Annotated in this window: 17 protein-coding genes; 9 read left to right on the forward strand and 8 right to left on the reverse strand. The window is 63.8% G+C overall.

The features are described 5' to 3' along the window. Positions 1 to 88 precede the first annotated feature (88 nt). Entirely contained in the window at positions 89 to 1084 is a 996-nt protein-coding gene (gene dusA / locus AB7245_RS18155; protein ID WP_439034543.1) for a tRNA dihydrouridine(20/20a) synthase DusA, read from the forward strand. Positions 1085 to 1136: 52 nt separating this feature from the next. Here dusA and AB7245_RS18160 read toward each other — a convergent pair whose 3' ends face one another. The 6 genes from AB7245_RS18160 to AB7245_RS18185 all read right to left on the reverse strand — a co-directional run bounded on the left by AB7245_RS18160 (position 1137) and on the right by AB7245_RS18185 (position 6894). Next, on the reverse strand, positions 1137 to 1805 hold the full coding sequence (locus AB7245_RS18160) for an outer membrane protein (RefSeq protein ID WP_439034544.1): 669 nt from the start codon (positions 1803 to 1805) through the stop codon (positions 1137 to 1139). 367 nt (positions 1806 to 2172) lie between these two features. After that, positions 2173 to 2712 (reverse strand): TIGR02281 family clan AA aspartic protease, encoded by a 540-nt coding sequence (locus tag AB7245_RS18165; protein ID WP_063984038.1) that lies wholly within the window; start codon positions 2710 to 2712, stop codon positions 2173 to 2175. 28 nt (positions 2713 to 2740) lie between these two features. After that, on the reverse strand, positions 2741 to 2944 hold the full coding sequence (locus AB7245_RS18170; RefSeq protein WP_028146760.1) for a DUF1289 domain-containing protein: 204 nt from the start codon (positions 2942 to 2944) through the stop codon (positions 2741 to 2743). A gap of 44 nt (positions 2945 to 2988) precedes the next feature. After that, positions 2989 to 4584: a sensor histidine kinase gene (locus AB7245_RS18175; protein ID WP_439034545.1), complete on the reverse strand. Its 1596-nt coding sequence runs from the start codon at positions 4582 to 4584 to the stop codon at positions 2989 to 2991. A 137-nt stretch (positions 4585 to 4721) separates the two neighbouring features. After that, positions 4722 to 5999, reverse strand: coding sequence for a sodium:proton antiporter NhaD (gene nhaD / locus AB7245_RS18180; RefSeq protein ID WP_071915184.1), 1278 nt, complete (start codon positions 5997 to 5999; stop codon positions 4722 to 4724). A gap of 22 nt (positions 6000 to 6021) precedes the next feature. After that, positions 6022 to 6894: an NAD(P)-dependent oxidoreductase gene (locus tag AB7245_RS18185; RefSeq protein ID WP_439034546.1), complete on the reverse strand. Its 873-nt coding sequence runs from the start codon at positions 6892 to 6894 to the stop codon at positions 6022 to 6024. A 188-nt stretch (positions 6895 to 7082) separates the two neighbouring features. Between AB7245_RS18185 and AB7245_RS18190 the strand changes: the two genes are divergently transcribed. The 4 genes from AB7245_RS18190 to AB7245_RS18205 all read left to right on the forward strand — a co-directional run bounded on the left by AB7245_RS18190 (position 7083) and on the right by AB7245_RS18205 (position 10931). Then, positions 7083 to 7520, forward strand: a complete 438-nt coding sequence (locus AB7245_RS18190) for a VOC family protein (protein ID WP_071915182.1) — start codon at positions 7083 to 7085, stop codon at positions 7518 to 7520. Positions 7521 to 7628: 108 nt separating this feature from the next. After that, entirely contained in the window at positions 7629 to 8771 is a 1143-nt protein-coding gene (locus AB7245_RS18195) for an Mrp/NBP35 family ATP-binding protein (RefSeq protein WP_071915181.1), read from the forward strand. Between the two features lie 193 nt (positions 8772 to 8964). Then, complete coding sequence (locus tag AB7245_RS18200; RefSeq protein ID WP_014496209.1) at positions 8965 to 10056, forward strand: TRAP transporter substrate-binding protein; 1092 nt, start codon at positions 8965 to 8967, stop codon at positions 10054 to 10056. A gap of 524 nt (positions 10057 to 10580) precedes the next feature. Further along, complete coding sequence (locus AB7245_RS18205) at positions 10581 to 10931, forward strand: YunG family protein (RefSeq protein ID WP_071915180.1); 351 nt, start codon at positions 10581 to 10583, stop codon at positions 10929 to 10931. A gap of 33 nt (positions 10932 to 10964) precedes the next feature. Here AB7245_RS18205 and AB7245_RS18210 read toward each other — a convergent pair whose 3' ends face one another. Then, positions 10965 to 12089: an alpha/beta hydrolase family protein gene (locus tag AB7245_RS18210; protein WP_439034547.1), complete on the reverse strand. Its 1125-nt coding sequence runs from the start codon at positions 12087 to 12089 to the stop codon at positions 10965 to 10967. Positions 12090 to 12259: 170 nt separating this feature from the next. Continuing rightward, positions 12260 to 13117, reverse strand: a complete 858-nt coding sequence (locus AB7245_RS18215) for a hypothetical protein (RefSeq protein ID WP_063984030.1) — start codon at positions 13115 to 13117, stop codon at positions 12260 to 12262. Between the two features lie 464 nt (positions 13118 to 13581). On the opposite strand from AB7245_RS18215, the gene AB7245_RS18220 reads away from it, so the two are divergent. From AB7245_RS18220 to AB7245_RS18235, 4 genes are all read left to right on the forward strand, one after another. Further along, on the forward strand, positions 13582 to 15345 hold the full coding sequence (locus AB7245_RS18220; protein WP_439034548.1) for an adenylate/guanylate cyclase domain-containing protein: 1764 nt from the start codon (positions 13582 to 13584) through the stop codon (positions 15343 to 15345). Between the two features lie 131 nt (positions 15346 to 15476). Further along, a complete protein-coding gene (locus AB7245_RS18225; protein WP_063984028.1) occupies positions 15477 to 16430 on the forward strand; it encodes an ABC transporter substrate-binding protein in 954 nt (317 codons plus the stop codon). Between the two features lie 161 nt (positions 16431 to 16591). Continuing rightward, positions 16592 to 17266: a response regulator transcription factor gene (locus AB7245_RS18230; RefSeq protein WP_028146749.1), complete on the forward strand. Its 675-nt coding sequence runs from the start codon at positions 16592 to 16594 to the stop codon at positions 17264 to 17266. Between the two features lie 67 nt (positions 17267 to 17333). Beyond that, a complete protein-coding gene (locus AB7245_RS18235; RefSeq protein WP_439035737.1) occupies positions 17334 to 18644 on the forward strand; it encodes a sensor histidine kinase in 1311 nt (436 codons plus the stop codon). The last annotated feature ends 2 nt before the right edge of the window (positions 18645 to 18646 follow it).

Here is an 18646-nt window from a genome sequence, read left to right on the forward strand (position 1 = left end):
GGTCAAAGCGGGTACAAACGTGTGCAATTTCGACTAGTTTGGAGTGCACACGTTCATGTTTCATCTTGTTGAAGCATAAGGTAAATCATTGAAATCGCAACACTATCGCTTTTCTGTGGCTCCGATGATGGACTGGACCGATCGGCATTGCCGGGTGTTCCATCGCCATCTGACGCGGCGGGCGCTGCTCTATACGGAGATGTTGACGACCGGCGCCATCATTCATGGCGACCGGGAGCGGCTGCTCGGGTTCGACGCGGTCGAGCATCCGGTGGCGCTTCAGCTTGGCGGGTCGGATCCGCGCGAGCTCGCACAGGCCGCGCGGATCGGCGAAGAGTTCGGCTATGACGAGATCAACCTCAATGTCGGCTGCCCGTCGGATCGTGTGAAGGATGGCCGCTTTGGAGCCTGCCTCATGGCGGAGCCGGAGCTTGTGGCGCGATGTGTCGACGCGATGAAGGGCGCGGTTTCCATTCCCGTCACCGTCAAATGCCGCATCGGCATCGACGATCAGGATCCGGAGGTCGCGCTCGATACGCTTGCGCGCGGAGTGGTCGCCTCAGGCTGCGATGCGCTGATCGTGCATGCCCGCAAGGCCTGGCTCAACGGTCTGTCGCCGAAGGAGAACCGCGACATCCCGCCGCTCGACTATGACCGCGTCTATCGCCTCAAGCGCGCGATGCCTGATGTGCCCATCATCATCAACGGCGGCATCCCCGGTATCGACGAGGCGAAAGCGCATCTCGAGCACGTCGACGGCGTGATGCTCGGCCGCGCCGCCTATCAGGAGCCATGGCGGCTGCTCTCCGTCGATCAAGACATCTTCGGCGAAGCGGCGCCGCATGCGACGATGCAGGACGCGCTCGAAGCGATGATGCCCTATATCGAGCAGCAGCTCGCGCGGGGCACGCGGCTGCATGCGATCACGCGGCATTTCGTCGGGGCGTTCCACGCCGTGCCCGGTGCGCGCGCCTTCCGCCGCCATCTTGCCGAGCAGGGGGTGAAGCCGGGCGCCGGTGTGGACGTGCTGCGCGATGCGATCGCGCGTGTCGGTGCGCGCGCTCCGGCGGAGGCCGCGGCCTAGCCCAAACGGGTGAAGAGCCGGATCGCAAAATCCGGCTCCTCGTCGATCCGCCTCAGCGGAGCAGATCGAAATGATAGTTCACGCCGACGCGGAAGGTGTGGAATTTGGCGGCGTTCCAGTCCGGCAGATTGTCGTGCTTGAACTCGGTGTAGAGATATTCGGCCTTGGCCGACCATTTCGGCAGGAACGCCCATTCGACGCCGCCGCCCGCGGTCCAACCCATCTTCATCTTGTTGATCGGCCCGTCCTTCAACTCGCCGGTGGCAAGACCCGCGGTCCCGAAGAACAGCAGCCGTGAATCCATCGTCGCGATGCCGGCGCGGGCGCGGCCGGTCATGTACCAGGGGATGCTCACCGCGGCGCTGTTGAGCGCGTCGTGGTTCTTGATGTCGCCGCCCTGGAAGTCATTCTCGATGCCGACCACGAACATCGGCGAGAGCTGGTAGTTGTAGCCAATCTGCACGCCGCCGACGGCGCCCTTGACCTTGCCGCCACTGATGCCGACGAGATTATTGAACGCGTCGTCGCCGCTCTCTGCGTAGCCGGCGTTGAAGCCCGCATAGAGACCCGTCCACGAATACACCGGCTGCGGCGCCGTGTAGGCGGAGGAGGGCGCGGCGTAGCGCGGCGACAGGTCGGCAGCGCAGGCGCTGCTCGCGGCGAACACCGCGGCAAAGGGCAGGGCGCGCATCGTGCGGCGTAAGGCGGCTCTGGCAGTCATGATTCTCAATCTCCCACTTGGCCGCACCTCACGGAGCAGCCTTGTCCAACCCCGATCCGGGAATGGGATCGTTATAAACCGACTAGGCGGTTTGTAAATAGAGGAAATGCCACATCGATGGATTGTTCGCGGGGCTCGGGGTTAGGCGGTTGGCCGGCAGCCGCGCCGATGTTGCGCAGCGCGCTGGCGCAAAGGTGGCCTCGCGGACTGGATCAAGCGGGGCTGCCTGGATGGAGCGGCTCCGTCAGTTTGACTGGCGCCAGAGCGGCCAAGGAGCGATTTGACAAACGCCGATCGCGTTGTGCGTCTCAGGCAGTCGCGGCTGATTGGGCCTTGATCGTGCGCATGGGGTGCGCAGCGAAGCGGATTATCGGAGCGCGCGGCGATCCGGCAATTCCGGGTAGCCGGTGAGCATCAGCTTGTCGGCGCGCACACCCCAGCTCTCCAGGCGGTCGAGGAAGCTCATGCCAAGCAGATTGGTCTTCATCTGCCCGCGCGGCACGACGAGGGCCGGCACCGACTTTTCGACGAGGTGGCCGACGGAGAGACGGTCGAGCGTAAGGCGGGCCGCCTTGGTGTGGCCACCCGCGGTTTCGAGATCGACGTCGTATTCGAGCATCTCGAGAGGCAGTCCGATCGCTTTCGCGGTTTCCCAGGTCAGCACCACGGAGGTCGCGCCGGTATCGATCACCATCGGTGCGGCGACGCCGTTGATCTTCGCACGTAGCGCGAATTCGCCGCCCTGGCCGCGCTGGATCTGCACGGCCGGGGCCGGGGAGGCGATCTGCGCGCGAAACATGTGCGAGACCTTGTTGCTTGCGCGCGCGATCCGGTCGGGATCGCCATAGGCGACAACGGCACCGGCCGTGCCGGCGAGCATGACGAGAACGAGCAGGAAGCGGATCATTGCGCGCCTCCGAGGCGACGCAGGGCGGTCAGGCGCGTTTCGGCGATCCCGCGATCGGCTGCAAACCCGCGTCCGCCATGCGTGCCGGCAACAGCGCCATCACCGCGAGCCGTTCCGTGCTCTCCATGGCGTGCCAGCGCGCGATCTCCGGCAAGGTCCGGCCGCAGCCGAAGCACAGCCTGGTCTTCGGATCGATCATGCAGACGGCGACGCACGGCGTTTCTTTGCTCATGTGGACATAGTGGGGGATCGTCGGGCATGTCTGCAAGCATCTCGTTAAGAGCCCGTACCTGCGCTCATGATCGGCTTGTGGCGCGGCCGGCGCTTCTCGTCGGGCACCGCGGAACTGTCCGGCTGGAGCGGCGGAGAATCGTCCGACATCGGCGCCAGCGCACTCATCACGCGCTCCGGCGGGAAGGTGACGATGACCTCGGTGCCGATGCGCAGCTTCGATTTCAGCGTGAATGTGCCGCCATGCAGGTCGATCAGGTTCTTGGCGATGGGCAGGCCGAGCCCTGCACCCTGTTCGGCCGACTTGATCGAGTTGGAGCCCTGGCCGAACGAGGCGAGCACGATCGGGATCTCGTCCTCGGGGATGCCGGAGCCGGAATCCCTCACCGAGAGATATTGCCCGCCCGAGGCGGTCCAGCCGGCCTTGAGCCAGATCTCGCCGCCTTGCGGGGTGAACTTGATCGAGTTGGAGAGCAGGTTGAGCACGACCTGGCGGATCGCCCGCTCGTCGGCCCAGAGCCGCGGCATGGCCTGCTCGAACACCTCATGGATGGTGATGCCGCGGCTCGAGGCGCGCAGCTTCATCAAATGATGGCAGTCGGCGACGATGCCGACCAGCGACACCGCTTCCTCGTTGAGCTCGTAACGGCCAGCCTCGATCCGCGACAGATCGAGGATCTCGTTGATGAGGTTGAGCAGGTGCACGCCGGAATTATGGATGTCGGCGGAATATTCCTTGTAGACCGGCACCGCGTGCGCGCCAAAAATTTCGCTCTTCATCACCTCGGAGAAGCCGAGGATCGCGTTCAGCGGCGTGCGCAGCTCGTGACTCATCTGCGCGAGGAAGCGCGATTTTGCGACGTTGGCGGATTCGGCGCGGTGGCGCGCTTCGTCCGAGATCGCCTTGGCCTGTTCGAGCTCGCCGATCAGCGCGTCCTTCTCGGCGCGTGCCTCGAGCGTGGCGAAGGTCGAGGAGTGCAGGCGGTGCGCCAGCAGCACGAAATAGCCTTCGGCTGCGAGCGCGAGCGCCGCTAGGATGTAATTGTCGAGCGCGCCGGTGATTGCAAAGCTCAGCGCCATTGCGACCGCGACCGGCGCCGTGGCTGCGAGGGCGGCGATCGGCAGATTGGCGGCCAGCATACTCGACACCGCGATCACCAGCAGCATCAGGAACATCATCAGCGTTTCCGTGACCATGTCGAGCACGGGATGGATCAGGATCGCCATCCAGCACAGGCCATAGAGCAGGTCGAGCACGACGAAGTGCGTCCGCCATGTGCGCGTCGCCGCGGGCGAGGAGCCCTCTGCCAGGAAACGGTGGCAGCTGCGGATCATCGCGGCGTGGATGCAGAGCATGCCGGCGGTCCAGGCCGCGGCCGGGATCGGCTGCATCCACAGCCCGAACAGCACGCCGGTAGCGACCACCAGCAGCATCACGACATAGGAGGCCGACAGCCGCGTCTGGGCATATTGGCGCAGCATCTCGGCGTCGAAAGCCGGCCGGGTTCCGCTGGTCGACGTTAACTTGTCGCGCGCCTCGCGTACCCGCTGCGACGCAGCCCGTCGGCTGCTCGCCGATGGCGCGCTCACCGGCTCGGCCGGAAGCTGTACGACCTCTGGCTTTTCAGCGGGTTTACTCATCGAACAACAACATTCCTGCCTGCGCAAAGGCGGGCCTTCTGCATTGTCTATCTCTGGCAAGAAATCCTTAAGAGGTGACTTAAGGAGCTAAAGAATTACGTTAACCCGGCGTTAATTTTGAACGCGCGCAGTGCCGGTCAGTGCAGTGCCGCATGCTGGGCGACGTAGACCACCGCGCCCGCCAGATAGCCCGCGAGCGCGGGGATGGCGATGCGGCGAGCGTACCAGAGGAACTCGATCCGCTCGAGCCCCATGGCGGCGACGCCTGCGGCCGAGCCGATGATCAGGATCGAGCCCCCGGTGCCGGCGCAATAGGCGATGAACTCCCAGAGGAAGCTGTCGGTCGGGTAGTGGCCGAGGTCGTACATGCCCATGGTCGCCGCCACCAGCGGCACGTTGTCGATGACGGCGCTGAGCAGGCCGAGCACGACGACGATGACGTCCTGGCGGCCAATCGTCGCCTCCAGCCAGCGCGCCAGCATCGACAGGAGGCCCGCATGTTCGAGGCAGGCGACCGCCAGCAGAATGCCGAGGAAGAACACGATCGAGCTCATGTCGATCCGCGTCAGCGCATGCGCGAGCGTCAGCGGACGGCGAACATGCTCGTCCTTGTCGCGGTGAACGACCTCGCCGACCAGCCAGACGATGCCGAGCCCGAGCAGCACGCCCATGAAGGGCGGCAGATGCGTGACCGCCTTGAAGGCGGGCACGGCGATCAATACGCCGAGCCCGAGATAGAACATCAGGTTGCGCTCGAACGACCCGACGAGCTGAACTCCGTCGTCCTTGGGCGGCGGTGCGATGGTCTTGCCCTTCACCAGAAGGCTGATGAAGGCGAGCGGCACGAGCAGATTGACCAGCGAGGGGAGGAACACCGAACCCATGATCTTCAGCGGCGTGATCTGCCCGCCGATCCACAGCATGGTCGTGGTGACGTCGCCGATCACGGTCCAGGCGCCGCCGGCATTGGCGGCGATGACGATGAGGGAGGCGAACAGCAGGCGGTCGTCGCGCCTGGCGATCAGCCGCTGGATCAGCGAGACCATCACGATGGTGGTGGTCAGATTGTCCAGGATCGCGCTGAGGAAGAAGGTCACGAAGCCGATCAGCCACATCAGGCGGACCTGACTCGTCGTGCTGATGCGGGAGGTGATGACCTCGAAACCGTCGTGGGCGTCGATCACCTCGACGATGGTCATCGCGCCGATCAGGAAGAACACGATCTGCGCGGTGGAAACGACGGATTCGTCGATCTGCCGGCCGACCATGGCGTGGTCGCCGATCGTGGCCGCGTAGATCGCCCAGAGCAGCCCGGCGCCGATCAGCGCCGTGGCACTCTTGCTGATCCGGAGCGGGTGTTCGAGCGCGATCGCCGCATAGGCCAGAACGAAGATGACGGCGATCGCGATCAGCAAGGCGGGATCAGTTCGACAGGTGTCAGCGGTTCAAGCGCGCGAGCAGGCTCGACGTATCCCAGCGCTTGCCGCCCATCTTCTCGACCTCGGCGTAGAACTGGTCGACCAGCGCGGTCACCGGCAGATTGGCACCGTTGCGGCGGGCTTCGGCCAGCGAGATCGAGAGGTCCTTGCGCATCCATTCGACCGCGAAGCCGAAATCATACTTGTCCTCGTTCATGGTCTTGTAGCGGTTCTCCATCTGCCAGGACTGCGCTGCGCCCTTGGAGATGGTCTCGATCACGGCGGCGACGTCGAGGCCACTCTTCTTGGCGAAGTGGATACCCTCGGAGAGGCCCTGCACCAAACCGGCGATGCAGATCTGGTTGACCATTTTGGTCAACTGGCCGGAGCCGGCGGGCCCGAGCAGCTTGCACATCCGCGCATAAGCGCCCGTTATGATCGGCTCGGCGCCGGAATAGGCGTCCTGCGCGCCGCCGCACATCACCGTCAGCACGCCGTTCTCGGCGCCGGCCTGGCCGCCGGAAACGGGAGCGTCGATGAACTTGAAACCGGCCTTGGTGGCGGCAGCGTCGAGCTCGCGTGCGACCTCGGCGGAGGCGGTGGTGTGGTCGACGAAGGTCGCGCCCTTCTTCATGCCGGCGAACGCGCCGTCGGGGCCGTTCGCGACCGCGCGCAGATCGTTGTCGTTGCCGACGCAGCACATCACGAAGTCCTGGCCTTCGGCTGCCGCCTTCGGGGTCGCCGCGGTCTTGCCGCCGAACTTGTCCGCCCATTCCTTCGCCTTGGCCGCGGTGCGGTTATAGACGGTGACCTCATGGCCCCCTTTTTTCACGAGGTGTCCGGCCATGGGGAAGCCCATCACGCCGAGACCGAGGAAAGCGACTTTAGCCATGTGTGGTACCTTGTCCGTAGTTTGGGTTTTACGGTTTTTGCCGGGCGAGGGGGCGCCCGGTTCCGCTATGAGGGCGGATTAGGAGCGCACCATAAACCCTTGAGGCCAGAGGGCAACGGCTTCGTTTGGCAGCCGCCTGTGCTAGGATGGCGGGACTTAAGGTCCTACATAAAAAAGGGAGCGAAAGCATGGGCGGCGTGAGCGTTGGTGTCCTCGATCATTTCAACATCCGGACCCGGAATCTGGCCGAGACGGTCCGCTTCTATGAGGACGTGCTGGGCCTGGAAAAAGGCGCCCGGCCCGATTTCGCCTTCCCGGGGGCCTGGATGTACAGCGAGGGCAAGCCGGTGGTGCACCTCGTCGATATTTCCCCGACCTCGGAGCCACAAAAGCCGGATTCCGGCGTTGTCCACCATGTCGCCTTCGTCAGCCGCGGTTTCGACGGCATGAAGCAGCGGTTGACGTCCAAGGGCATGAAATTCGACTCCCGCCAGGTGCCCGGCGGCGACCTCTGGCAGATCTTCGTCCACGACCCCAACGGGGTCATGATCGAGCTCAATTACGAGGCCGCTGCGGAGCAGGGGGCTGCCCCCGCGGAGATGGCAGACGATATCGGCAAGCAGTAGCCTTTTGGCCGTTTCCGCTCTAATGGGGCATCCTCAAGCCTTGAGCGTGATCTGATCGGAAAGCCGCTCCACACTTTTCCGGATCATGCTCTGTTCAGGAGATGCGCTTTGAGCGTGACGCAGCAACAGGTTCTCGACAGCCTCGCCAGGATCAAGTCGCCCCGCGGGGTCGCGCTCACCAATGCCAATGTGCTGAGCGCGATCAGCGCGGCCGACGGCAAGGTGTTCTTCTCGATCAACGTCGATGCCGCCGAGGCGCGGGCCTGGGAATCCGTCCGGGCCGAAGCCGAAGCCGCCGTGCGCGCCATTCCCGGCGTCACCACCGTGATGGTGGCGCTGACCGCCGAGCGCAAGCCGGGCGCCGCGCCACCTCCGCCGCCAACGCCGAGCCGCGGCACGCCGGGCGTGCAGCCGGTCCACGCCCACAAGCCACCGCCGCAGGGCGGCGCCCAATCGCCGATGGCTCGCCAGTCCGAGATTCCGGGTGTCGCTGCCGTGATCGCGGTTGCCTCGGGCAAGGGGGGCGTCGGCAAGTCGACCACCGCGCTCAACCTGGCGCTGGGCCTGCGCGACCTCGGCCTCAGGGTCGGGCTGCTCGATGCCGACATCTACGGCCCCTCGGTGCCGCGGTTGACGGGCCTGCACGAGAAGCCGGCGCTGGACGGCGAGCGCAAGATGATTCCGCTCAAGCGTTTTGGCCTCGCCATCATGTCGATCGGCTTCCTGGTGGAGGAAGAGACCGCGATGATCTGGCGCGGTCCGATGGTGATGTCGGCGGTGACGCAGATGCTGCGCGACGTCGCATGGGGGAGCCTCGACGTACTCGTGGTCGACATGCCGCCCGGTACCGGCGATGCCCAGCTCACGCTCGCGCAGAACGTGCCGCTCAAGGGTGCCGTGATCGTCTCGACCCCGCAGGACCTGTCCCTGATCGATGCAAGGCGGGGGCTTGCGATGTTCAGGAAGGTCAACGTGCCCGTGCTCGGCATCGTCGAGAACATGAGCTACTTCCAGTGCCCGCATTGCGGCACGAAATCGGATATTTTCGGCCATGGCGGCGCGCGCCACGAGGCCGAGAAGCTCGGGGTACCGTTCCTGGGCGAGATCCCCCTGCACATGGCGATTCGCGCCACCTCGGATGCCGGAAATCCCGTGGTCGACAGCGAGCCGGACGGCCCTCATGCGGCGATCTATCGCGCCATTGCGGGGCAGGTCCGGGACCAGCTCAAAGGCGTTATCGCCGCGGCCTGAGCCGGTCTTTTGGGGACATGCGACTTTCGTAGAGCCCCGTCATGCCATTGTCGCGTTCCGAAAGCGGGGCTTCCGTGTTAAAGGCCACGGCAGTCAAGCCCCTTCGGTTCGACGCGACAAAAACGCGTCGCCGGAACGAGCGGCGACAACGAGGAAGTTTAGGGGAAACGCCCCAACAAGGAGAGACCTGAAGATGAAGCGTCGTGATTTCCTGAAAGTGTCGGCAGCAGGCGCGGCGGCGACCGCCGCGGTGGCCTCGCCGGCGATCGCGCAGTCCATGCCCGAGATCAAGTGGCGCCTGACGTCGAGCTTCCCGAAGTCGCTCGACACCATCTATGGCGGTGGCGAGCAGCTGGCGAAGTACGTCGCCGAGATGACCGACAACAAATTCCAGATCCAGGTGTTCGCCGCCGGCGAAATCGTCCCCGGCCTCCAGGCGCTCGATGCGACCTCGAACGGCACGGTCGAGATGTGCCACACCGTCTCCTACTACTATGTCGGCAAGGACCCGACCTGGGCGATCTACGCCTCGGTGCCGTTCGGCCTCAACGCGCGCCAGCAGAACTCCTGGTGGTACCAGGGCGGCGGCGAGCAACTCGGCAACGAGTTCTTCAAGAAGTCGAACGTGATCGGTCAGCCCTGCGGCAACACCGGCACCCAGATGGGCGGTTGGTTCCGCAAGGAGATCAAGACCGTTGCGGACCTCTCCGGCCTCAAGATGCGCATCGGCGGCATCGCCGGCCAGGTGCTCCAGAAGGTCGGCGTCGTGCCGCAGCAGCTCGCCGGCGGCGACATCTATCCGGCACTCGAGAAGGGCACCATCGACGCCGCCGAGTGGGTCGGCCCCTACGATGACGAGAAGCTCGGCTTCGCCAAGGTCGCCAAGTACTACTACTATCCCGGCTTCTGGGAAGGTGGTCCGACCGTCCACGCCTTCACCAATTTGGACAAGTGGAATTCGCTGCCGAAGAACTACCAGGCGATCCTCACCAACGCGATGGCCAACGCCAACAGCTGGATGGCCGCGCGCTACGACATGCAGAACCCGGCGGCGCTGAAGCGTCTGGTCGCCGGCGGCACCCAGCTTCGTCCCTTCACCAACGAAGTGCTCGAGGCCTGCCTCAAGTCGACCAACGAGCTGTGGGGCGAGATCTCGGCCAAGAACCCCGACTTCAAGAAGTCGATCGACGCCATGCAGGCCTACCGCTCCGACGAATATCTGTGGTGGCAGGTCGCCGAATACACCTACGACAGCTTCATGATCCGCTCGCGCACCCGCGGCTGATCTTTCGAAACGTCGCAAGACGACAGAGCCCGGCCTCGTTTGCGAGGCCGGGCTTTTTCTTTTGCAGCCAGCGGCCGCCCAAACAAAAATATGAAAAACAACCCCATGCACAGTAGAAGCGCGATGAGGGCAGGTTGCCCTGTGAATGCTGCTAACCATTTGGACCGTTGGGGCAAATCAGCAGGAAGGGGCAATCGTCGCGCAGCCGGAGCCAACGCGGCGATTTTGCCTGATCGCGGCATCTGGAATGACATCGTCATTTGCCGCGCGTCCGTTCCCGCATCGTCATTGCGAAGAGCCTTTGGGAAGAAGCAATCCAGACCGTCACCGCGGATGGACTCTGGATTGCTTCCGCCTTCGCCGAGGCTTCGGCGGACAAGTCGCTATGCTCGCAATGACGAGTGGATGGAGTTGGGGCTCAACCCAGCAACGAACCCGTTTGACACGTCGGGCAAAACAGTGGCAAAAAGCCAACATCGCATAATCCGAAATTGGCGCTTCGGTGCCGATCCCGTGAGGTGACGATGAGCTTCGATCCCGATGAGGTTCAACGCGCGCTGCGCAAGGCATGGTCGCTGTCGACTTCCAGCCAATGGACGCCGAACAATCCGGCGGCAGGGCAGTGCAACGTCACGGCGCTGCTCGTTCACGAACTCTTCGGCGGCGAGCTGCTGAAGACGCCTCTGCCGGCGGGCGATCATTTCTACAATCGGATCGAAGGACGGCGGTACGACTTCACAGCGAGCCAGTTCGATCAGCCGATTGCCTACGTCGACTTGCTCACAGATCGAGCCGACGCAGAGCTGGGAGCAACGAGCGACCAACTGGCCGAACTCAGAGCCGCTTTTCTGCGGCACCGTACTAAATCAGTTTAGTCAGCTTGTTGGGATCGACGCATATTGCGTCGTTCAGTTCTCGGTCGTACGTTGGCCGACGGCATAGACATGGCAGGCTGTGCCGGAAGTATTGCTTTTGCATTCCGCGACAGACCTGTCGCGCGCTTCCGTTGCCGTCCGGCTGGCGGGTGCCAGGCCACAGGCTCCCTTATCGTCGATGGCAAATGCCTTGAAGTCGCTGCGAATGGCCACATAGCTGGCAAACGCCCTCTGGCAGTCCGGCGAAAGACCGGTTGGTGTTGGAAGCGGTGCAGGCTCTGGCAGATCGATCGTAACCGCGGTCGGCAGTTTAAGCTCGGCAAGGAACGGCTCAGCGACTGTGAGCCAGGTTTCGGCCGCTGCCCCTATGATGAGGTCATGACCGTCGGTTCCAAAGGGCGGCAGGATCTGCAATCGCGCCGGCGCGCCGCCGGCCGTGTATGCGGCGATCATCCGATGCGCGAGTTCGGGGCCATATGACCGGTCATTTTCGGCGTAGAGCCAAAGCGCCGGTACGCGGGCGGTTCGGCCGAGTGATGCCACTGTGCCCACGAGACGATCGGGGCTGCAGGCTTCGTCCGGCTTGGCCATCGCATGATAACCGCCGTCGAAGTTCAGAACGCCTACGACGCCGGCGGGATTTCGCTCGGCGACGGCGAGCATGGTTAGCCCGCCGGTTGAGTGGCCGAGCAGCAGGATGTGGTCGGGATCGACCCAGGGCTCACGTCGGGCCGCCGCCATCGCCACAATGATGTCGTCTGCCGCAATGCGCTCGGCCGCGAGGTAATCACACGGCCTTAGCAGTTCCTCGGAGTAGCTCCCTCCAGACAGGCCGAAGCCACGACGCATGATGGACAAGGTCGCGTAGCCACGCTGGGCCAGAGCTACGGCCGGTGTGTTGAAGGCGGTCGGAGTACGCTTGGCAATGTTGCGGAAGAACGCGTCATCCCATCCCCCTGGGGTGCCATGAGTCATGATCACCAACGGAAATCGGCCGGGACGATCCGGGCGAACGACATAGCCGTCCAGCGTCAAATCCTTGCCGAACATCCTGACGGGCAATGTTATGGGCGCACTGATCAGGCCGGACATGAGCCCGGGGTTTTCGGCATGAGCAACGGTGGCGAACGACAGAAGCAGCGCGATCAGGATCCGCACGTGAAACTCCAGAACGGGGCGCCTTGTCAAAGCGGGCTTCGGCAATCTAGCGTGTAATCCAGCCTTCGTTCAACCGGTCACTCGCTTTTGACTGCCATGTGGACGTGACGTCCGAGCCGGACCCGCGCGCGTGTTGGTCGCGCCGGAAATCACCGTTCAAGACCACCGATCTACAGCTGCGGACCAGATAGTCTAACCTCTCGCTCGGCGCGGAAGACATTGCCATACAGGTTGCTGATCCATTGTCTTCCGCTCGAGGTTACGTTCAAATAACGGATCGCCGTCGGGACTTGCGGTGCGACCTTGGTCCAGTAGAACTGCGGATATTTGTGCACCACGTCCGCGGGTGTGGCGTATCCGAGCGATTTGTTGAGCCCTATCTCTTCGAATTCATAGAAGAGCGCATTTGATTTCTTCATGTAGTTCGGATCGCCGAGCTGGCCGATCAGATCAGCGGCGCGCAGCAACAAACCTTCTTCCTCGTCCAGATCATCCTTGAGTTCGCTCGTTGGTGCGTCTGTATAGGGAAAGCGGGTATATTCGATGGCTTGGGCAACGCGCGCGGCGTCGATCTGGTCGACTGCGTCGAGGCGCTCCACCGCGAACAATTTCGAGCGATCGACGTGATAGGGCGCAAGCGCTGCATCGGAGGAGCCGACCGGCAACTCAACCGTTCGGCCGGTACCATCAACGACATAGGCACCCTCCTGGTCTCCGTAGATGACGCCCCGAACGTAGCCGATGTCGTGGATCAGACAGGCCAGGATAAAGTGAGCGTAATCGCTGGCCGTGGTTTGCCTCAGAAGTGAGCGGCCGATCAGGATGTCGTGCCCCACCAGCGTGACCAACAGGGTGTGCTCCACGTTGTGATACAATGCATCGCTGTTGCCGATACATTCCAGGGCCAGCTTCGCCGCGTAAGGGAGCAATTCCGGCAAGCTGGCATGCGATGAGCCGAAGCGGCCTTTTGTCTCCGAGATGAGGAACGCACCGAGCGCCTGGGACGTCAGTTCTGGAATTGTTATCATGAGCAAGGTCCTCGTCGACGAACCCCCAGTAAGCCTGCTGCAGGATCAGGAGGGAGAGGAGGCCACTGGAAGAATGCGACGCCGAGCTGGAAATTGCCGGGCGCCAGCGAACTGAAAGGCGACGTCGCCGCCTGAAATGGGCTGAACATGACGTGAGGCCAAAGGCTGGGGTGATGCTTGACCTAGATCAACGTGGCTGCGGCGCATGCTACGTCTGCCCGGCAGCAACGCCCGTTCAGGGTGGTCAAAAGCCGGCGTGCGGCGCGAAGGCCAGTCAGCCGGAGGCTGACATCGGCCGACAATTCAGCCATGGCGCCAATTTGTCGCCAGACCGCGTGGCTGGTCCGCCCTAGAAAGCGCGGAGGGTGCACCGGTACGCTCGGGTTCGAATGAACCCCACCCGACGGCGGAGCGACATGTTATTCTGGGTCATTGTATTTATGTGATTATCAGGAGACCGGATCATGATTCCTCAGGATCGGTTTCGCGGCCTTTTTCATAAATATCTGTTCGCGCTTTTCGTGGCTGTCGCGATCCCACTTGCATTCAACGGCGTCATTGAGGCGTGGTTCGGCTATCGCGATCAGCGCGCGAGGCTCGACCAGTGGCTTAGCCTCCAGTCCGCATCCGCGGCCGCCGAAATTCACGATTTCATCCACGGCATCACGAGTCAGCTTGGCTGGCTGGTTCAGCTTCCATGGAGTGACGAGTTCGACGAACGCCGGCGGACCGACGCGTTGCGCCTGCTTCGACAAGCGCCCGCCATCGTCAGTCTCACACTCCTCGACGGCAATGGCCTGGAGCGTCTCTACATCTCGCGGATCGGCCTCAATCGTATCGAGAGCCGCACGGACCGATCAGCCGATCCCGCCCTGGTTGGTGCCCGCGCAGCTCAGATCTGGTTCAGCGACGTCAGCTACAATCGAGGCTCCGAACCGTACTTGACGGTCGGGATTGCCGGCAACCGGCCGGCTGTCGGCGCGGTCATAGCCGAAGTGAACCTCAAGCTGATTTGGGACGTGATCTCGGCGATCAAGGTCGGAAAGACCGGCTCCGCCTTCGTCCTGGACCGATCGGGTCGCCTGATCGCCCATCCCGACATCAGCCTCGTGCTCCGCGGGGCGGAGGAAGCAACCTCCAAACCATTTCGGGCTGTGCGGGACGCGATAGGGTCGAAAGCGGGCTTCGCAACGAGCCGGGATGCGCAAGGACACTATGTTGCCGCCAGCGCTGCTCCCGTACTGGGCCCCGACTGGACAGTCGTGGTCGTGCAGCCGCTATCCGAAGCTTACGCGCCGATCTATTCCGCCCTGTGGCGGACGGCAATGCTCCTCGCAATCAGCACCATGCTCGCAGGGATACTTGCCTATGCACTGGCGCACCGGATGACGGAGCCGATCAAGCTGCTCGAGGAGGGCACGGAGAGGATTGGTGCCGGGTCCTTTGACCACCGCATCTCGATCCACACCGGGGACGAGTTCCAGCGTCTTGCAAACAGTTTCAACAGAATGGCGTCCGAGCTGGCGCTGGCGCAGCAGCACCAGGAGCGCATCGCCAAGCTGAAGCGGTTCCTTGCTCCGCAGGTCGCCGATCTCGTCGATCGAGCCGGCGATGACAGCGTGCTGGACGGCCGCCGTACGGAAGTCGTCGTTGTCTTCTGCGATTTGAGGGGGTTCACCGCGTTTTCAGCAGGCGCCGCGCCCGAGGACGTCATGAGCTTATTGTCGGAATATTATGAAAGCCTTGGCAGGGTCATCACGAAATTCGAGGCAACGCTGATCAATTTCTCCGGAGACGGACTGATGGTGCTGGTGAACGCGCCTGTCCCGGTCGTAGAGCCTGCATTGAGAGCCATCGATCTCGCCATCGACATGCAGACGAACGTGCAAGCCCTCATCGCCGGCTGGCGATCGCGTGGCTACCACATTGGTTTCGGAATCGGCCTTGCCAGCGGGCCGGCGACTGTCGGCCGGATCGGATACGAGGACCGGCTCGACTACACCGCCATTGGAAGCGTCGTGAATCTTGCGGCCCGGCTGTGCGCATCTGCCGCAGACAAGGAAATCCTGATCGACGCCAAAGTCGCCGCCGACGTCAAGGGCAGGCGGCCCCTTGAGGATCTCGGGGGCCGCGAGATCAAAGGATTTGACGAAGCCATTCCAGTCTTCGGAATATCCTTCGAGGCTCTCGAGCCGAGTGGCCGCGGGATGCCCGGCACAATCCGCTAGAGACTGTCCGCGTATCCGGGGCTATGCTCCGGCAAACGGCTGACGGCAGCGGGTCCGTGGGCATGAGGTGCGCCAACTCTGAAGCAGCAACGCTACGCAGACGCGCCAGACGGCGTGATTTTCTTCTTTGGATGGCAGGCGCCGCGACGTGGACGACCGTCTCGTATGGGCAGAAGCCCTCCATGCCGGTCATCGGATATCTTTGCCCGGAGTCACCCGAGCTCTTTGGCAGTCGACTTGAGGCTTTCCGACAGGGACTGGAGGAAGCCGGCTTCGTCGAGGGGCGCAATGTGGCGATCGACTTTCAGTGGGCCGCCGGACAATATTCTCGATTGCCAGCCCTGGCTGCCGAATTGGTCGCCAGAAATGTAGACCTGATCGTGGCTCCTGGCGGGGCTCCCGTGGCACTTGCCGCGAAGGGTACGGGTACGACCAAGACCATCGTGTTCGAGATGGGCGGCGACCCCGTTCAGCTACGCGTGGTGGACAGCCTGTCGCGGCCGGGCGGAAATATCACGGGGGTATCGAGCCTGAGCGTCGATGTGTCGCCAAAGCGGCTTGAGCTGATGCGCGACCTGTTGCCCACGGCGACCAGATTGGCGGTGGTCGCCAACCCGACAAGTCCGACCGCACCATCACAATTGCAGAAGCTTCAGGCGGCCGCAGAAACCCTGCGGGTTCAACTGCAGATCTATAGCGCAAGCAAGGAGGATGAATTTGAATCCGTGTTCGCGGCCGTTGCCAGGGACGGGCCAGGCGGAGTTGTGTTTACCTCCGACCCTTATTTTGCATTTCGCAGTGCCCGGCTGGCGGCTCTCGCGATGAAATATCAATTGCCCGCAATCACGCAGACCCGAGACTTTCCCGTGGCTGGAGGTTTGATGAGCTACGGGGGAGATTTCGTGCAGTCGCACCGTCGCGCGGGTATCTATGCCGGACGCATTCTGTCGGGCGAGAAGCCTTCCGATCTTCCGGTTCAGCTCGTCACGAAGGTGGAGCTCGTTGTCAATTTGAAGGCAGCGAAACTGCTCGGCCATCCGTTCTCCGCGGCAGTCATTGCCGGCGCGGATGAGGTGATCGAGTAAACCATCATGGGAACGCGCCCAGATCGGCTTACACGAACCTGACAGGAGGCGCGGGCGAGCCTGCCACGCGCTTTTTCGCTGGCCGAGGCGGCCGGAATGGTGGAAGAGAGCGAAGATGCGGCGCGAGCCGTGATTGCACCGGAACATCCGGCGGGACTGCGATGCGCCTTCTGATCGTCGAGGACAATGTCGAGCTGTCGCGGCTCGTTGCCGCCGGGCTGTCGGCCGCCGGCTACCAGAGCGACATCGTGAGCACCGCGGCCGAGGCACGCGAGGCGGTCAGCAGCGTCAGCTACGCTGCGATGATCCTCGACCTCGGCCTTCCCGACGGCGACGGCCTGTCGGTGCTGCGCGAGCTGCGCCGGCAGATGGAGCCGCTGCCGGTGCTGGTGCTGACCGCGCGCGGCGGCCTGCAGGACCGCGTCAGCGGCCTGCGCAGCGGCGCCGACGACTATCTCGCGAAGCCGTTCGCCATGGAGGAGCTGGTGGCGCGGCTGGAGGCGATCCTGCGCCGGCCCGGCCAGCTGCTCGGCCGCTCGTTGCGCCTTGCCAATCTCGTCTACGACACCGAAAGCCGCCAGATCTTCGTCGACGACCAGCCGCGGATCATCTCCGCGCGCGAGACCTCGGTGCTGGAGATTTTGCTGCGCCGGCAGGGGCGGGTGGTGCCTAAGAAGAACGTCGAGGACCATATCTTCGGGCTCGAAGGCGAGGTCGCCTCCAACGCGGTCGAGGTCTACGTCTCGCGGCTGCGCAAGCAGCTCACCGAGCACGGCGCCAAGGTCGTGATCCACACCATCCGCGGCGTCGGCTATCTCATGTCCGAGGAGAAATAGCGTGGCGGCCGCCGGGGCCTATGGCAGATCGCCGACATTCAAATCGTTGATCTGGCGCATCGTGTTCATGCACATCGTGGCGGTCGCGGTCGTCGCGATCTTCCTGCCGCTGGTGTTGTTCTGGCTGCTCAATTCCGAAGTCGACCAGCTGCACCGCGAAGCCATGCGGGCGCAGGCCGAGGTGCTGGCCGAGCGCATTGTCGCCGCGCCGGACGGCCTGCTGACGTTCAACCTGCCGGACAGCCTGCGGGGCCTCTATTCGGAAGCCTACGGCCGCTATCTCTACGATATCCGCGATGCCGACGGCCGTTTGCTGTTTTCGTCCCGCCGCAAGACGGGAGCGGCCGTGTCGGCGCCGCCGACACTTTCCGAGACGATTTCCGGCGCCGGCGTCACCCGCATCATCGACGGCAAGATCGTGCGCATCCGCGTGGCCGAGGATCTGGCGCATCGCGACGTCATCATCGACGACATCATCTCGAACTTCTTCCGCCGGGTCGGGTGGATCACCATTCCAATCCTGCTGATCCTGCTCGCCGCCGACATCATCATCTTCCGCCGCGCCATCGCGCCATTGTGGAAGGCGTCGGAGGAGGCCAGCAATATCGGGCCGGCGCGCACCGACATCCGCCTGCCGACGGAGCAGATCCCACGCGAGATCATGCCGCTCGTCATCGCCGTCAACCAGGCGCTCGACCGGCTCGAGGACGGTTTTCGGGTGCAGCGGCAGTTCACGGCGGATGCCGCGCATCAATTGCGCACGCCGCTCACGATCCTGCGCACTCGGATCGAGACGCTGGGCGATGGCGCCGCAAGGCAGGCGCTGCACGACGACATCGAAGGCATGAGCCGCATCGTCGCCCAGCTGCTGGAGATCGCCGAGCTCGACACCCTGGTGCTCGATCCCGGCGAGACCGCGGACCTGCGCGCCGTCTGCGCCGAGGTGGTCGGCTCCATCGCGCCGTTCGCGATCGCGCAGCACAAGGACATCGCGCTGAAGGGCGCCGACGCGCCGGTGCTGATCCACGGCAATGCGGAGATGCTCCAGCGCGCGATCTTCAACCTCGCCGAAAACGCCATCAAGTTCACGGCGAAGGATACCTCGGTCGACGTCGAGGTCGGGGACGACGGTTCGGTGCGCGTGCGCGATTGCGGCCCCGGCATCGCGGAGGCCGAGCGCGAGCTGATCTTCCAGCGCTTCTGGCGCGCCGACCGCCAGCGCAGCGACGGCGCGGGCCTCGGGCTCTCGATCGTGCGCGGGGTCGCGGACGATCATGCCGCGACGGTGGCGGTGGAAAATCTTTCAGGCGGCGGCGCGGAGTTCACGCTGCGGTTTCGGCTGGCGGAGGGAGCCGCGCACCCGGTTGGCCAAAGCTGACC

The organism is Bradyrhizobium sp. 604_D8_N2_3, from assembly GCF_051810765.1.
In the GTDB taxonomy this organism is placed as follows: Bacteria; Pseudomonadota; Alphaproteobacteria; order Rhizobiales; family Xanthobacteraceae; genus Bradyrhizobium; species Bradyrhizobium barranii.